At 73.2% G+C, this 2,260-nt stretch carries 1 protein-coding gene; it reads right to left on the bottom strand.

Features of this window, described 5'->3' with window-relative positions:
• Positions 1-83: 83 nt before the first annotated feature.
• Positions 84-2,051 carry a 1-deoxy-D-xylulose-5-phosphate synthase gene (gene dxs / locus L7D48_RS28305; protein ID WP_237883874.1) on the bottom strand — a complete coding sequence of 656 codons (1,968 nt, stop codon included), beginning with the start codon at positions 2,049-2,051 and terminating at the stop codon, positions 84-86.
• Between the last annotated feature and the right edge of the window lie 209 nt (positions 2,052-2,260).

Raw genomic sequence — 2,260 nt, 5'->3', positions numbered from 1 at the left:
GGCTCGGGAACCGGGCTCGCCGGCCCGTCCGGGGACACCGGACGGGCCGGCCGGGGAAGAGGGCTCGGTCGGGCCCTGGGGCGTCAGTCCCGGGCGGCCTCCGCCCCGAGACCGTCCGCGCGCTCGGTGTCCCCGGCGCTCTCGGTGTCCCCGGTGCCGTAGCGGCCGCCGAGCTTGGCGACCAGACCGGTGACCTGGCGGGCGATGTCCGGCGCGGTCAGTCCGATCTCGGCGAGCACCTCGGCGCGGGAGGCGTGGTCCAGGAACTTCGCGGGGATGCCGAAGTCGCGCAGCGGCACGTCCACGCCCGCGTCGCGCAGCGCCTGGGCGATCGCCGAACCGACGCCGCCCGCCCGGCTGTTGTCCTCCACTGTGACCACGACGCGGTGGCGGTCCGCCAGCGGCGGCAGCGCCTCGTCGACCGGCTTGACCCAGCGGGGGTCCACCACGGTGGTGGAGATGCCCTGCTTCTCCAGCAGGTCGGCGACCTCCAGGCACATCGGGGCCAGAGCGCCGACCGAGACCAGCAGCACGTCCGGCCGCTCGCCCTCCTCCGTCCGCGCCTCGCGCAGCACGTCCATGCCGCCGACGGTGGAGACGGCGGGCACGGACGGGCCGACGGCGCCCTTGGAGAAGCGCACCACCGTCGGGGCGTCCTTCACCTCGACGGCCTCGCGCAGCTGGGCGCGCAGCTGGTCGGCGTCGCGCGGGGCGGCGATCCGCAGTCCGGGGACGACCTGGAGGATCGACATGTCCCACATGCCGTTGTGGGAGGCGCCGTCGGTGCCGGTGACCCCGGCCCGGTCCAGCACGAAGGTGACCCCGCACTTGTGCAGGGCGACGTCCATCAGCACCTGGTCGAAGGCGCGGTTGAGGAAGGTGGCGTAGACGGCGAAGACCGGGTGCAGTCCGCCGGTGGCCAGTCCGGCCGCCGAGACGGCGCCGTGCTGCTCGGCGATGCCCACGTCGTAGACGCGGTCGGGGAAGGTCTCGGCGAACTTCCGCAGGCCGACCGGCTGGAGCATCGCGGCGGTGATGGCCACGATGTCCGCGCGCTCGCGGCCGAGCTCGACCATCTCGTCGCCGAAGACCGAGGTCCAGTCGGCGCCGGAGGCGGCCACCGGCAGCCCGGTGTCGGGGTGGATGACGCCGACGGCGTGGAAGCGGTCGGCCTCGTGCTGGACGGCGGGCTGGTAGCCGCGGCCCTTCTCGGTCAGGCAGTGGACGATGACCGGGCCGCCGAAGCGCTTGGCGCGGGTCAGGGCGGACTCCAGGGCCGCTATGTCGTGGCCGTCGATGGGGCCGAGGTACTTCAGGCCCAGGTCCTCGAACATGCCCTGCGGGGCGATGACGTCCTTGATGCCCTTCTTGGCGCCGTGCAGGGTCTCGTACAGCGGCCTGCCGACGACCGGGGTGCGGTTGAGCAGGTCCTTGCTGCGGGCCAGGAAGCGCTCGTAGCCGTCGGTGGTGCGCAGGGTGGCCAGGTGGTCGGCCAGGCCGCCGATGGTGGGCGCGTAGGAGCGCTCGTTGTCGTTGACGACGATGACCAGGGGGCGGTCCTTGGCGGCGGCGATGTTGTTGAGCGCCTCCCAGGCCATGCCGCCGGTGAGCGCGCCGTCGCCGATGACCGCGGCCACGTGGTGGTCCTCGCGGCCCAGCACCTGGTTGGCCTTGGCCAGTCCGTCGGCCCAGCCCAGCACGGTGGAGGCGTGGGAGTTCTCGATGACGTCGTGCTCGGACTCGGCCCGCGAGGGGTAGCCGGAGATGCCGCCCCTGGCCCGCAGTCTTGAGAAGTCCTGCCGTCCGGTGAGCAGCTTGTGGACGTAGCTCTGGTGTCCGGTGTCGAAGAGGACCTTGTCCCTGGGCGACTCGAAGACCCGGTGCAGGGCGATGGTCAGCTCGACCACGCCCAGGTTGGGCCCGAGGTGGCCGCCGGTCTTGGAGACCGCCTCGACGAGGAAGGTCCGGATCTCCCGGGCGAGCTGGTCGAGCTCTTCGGGGCTGAGCCGGTCGAGATCGCGCGGTCCCGTGATGCGGGTCAGCAGAGCCACCCGTGCCTCCTTGCTGGTCGAGCCGTACGGGCTTGTGCCGATCCGATGAGTCTAATGTTCCGGTCGCCCGGCCGTGCGGCGGCCACCGCGTTGCCGCCGTCCGGGTGTGTCGCGGTGTGTCGCGAGAACGGCCCCCGGTCCGTGTGGAGCGGGCGCGCACACGCCCGGTGCCGGGCCCCCGGGGGTGGGGGCCCGGCACCGGGCGGAGG

This window comes from Streptomyces sp. ICN903 (assembly GCF_022015835.1).
In the GTDB taxonomy this organism is placed as follows: domain Bacteria; phylum Actinomycetota; class Actinomycetes; order Streptomycetales; family Streptomycetaceae; genus Streptomyces; species Streptomyces fenghuangensis.
This window is presented reverse-complemented; position numbering and strand designations above follow the sequence as displayed.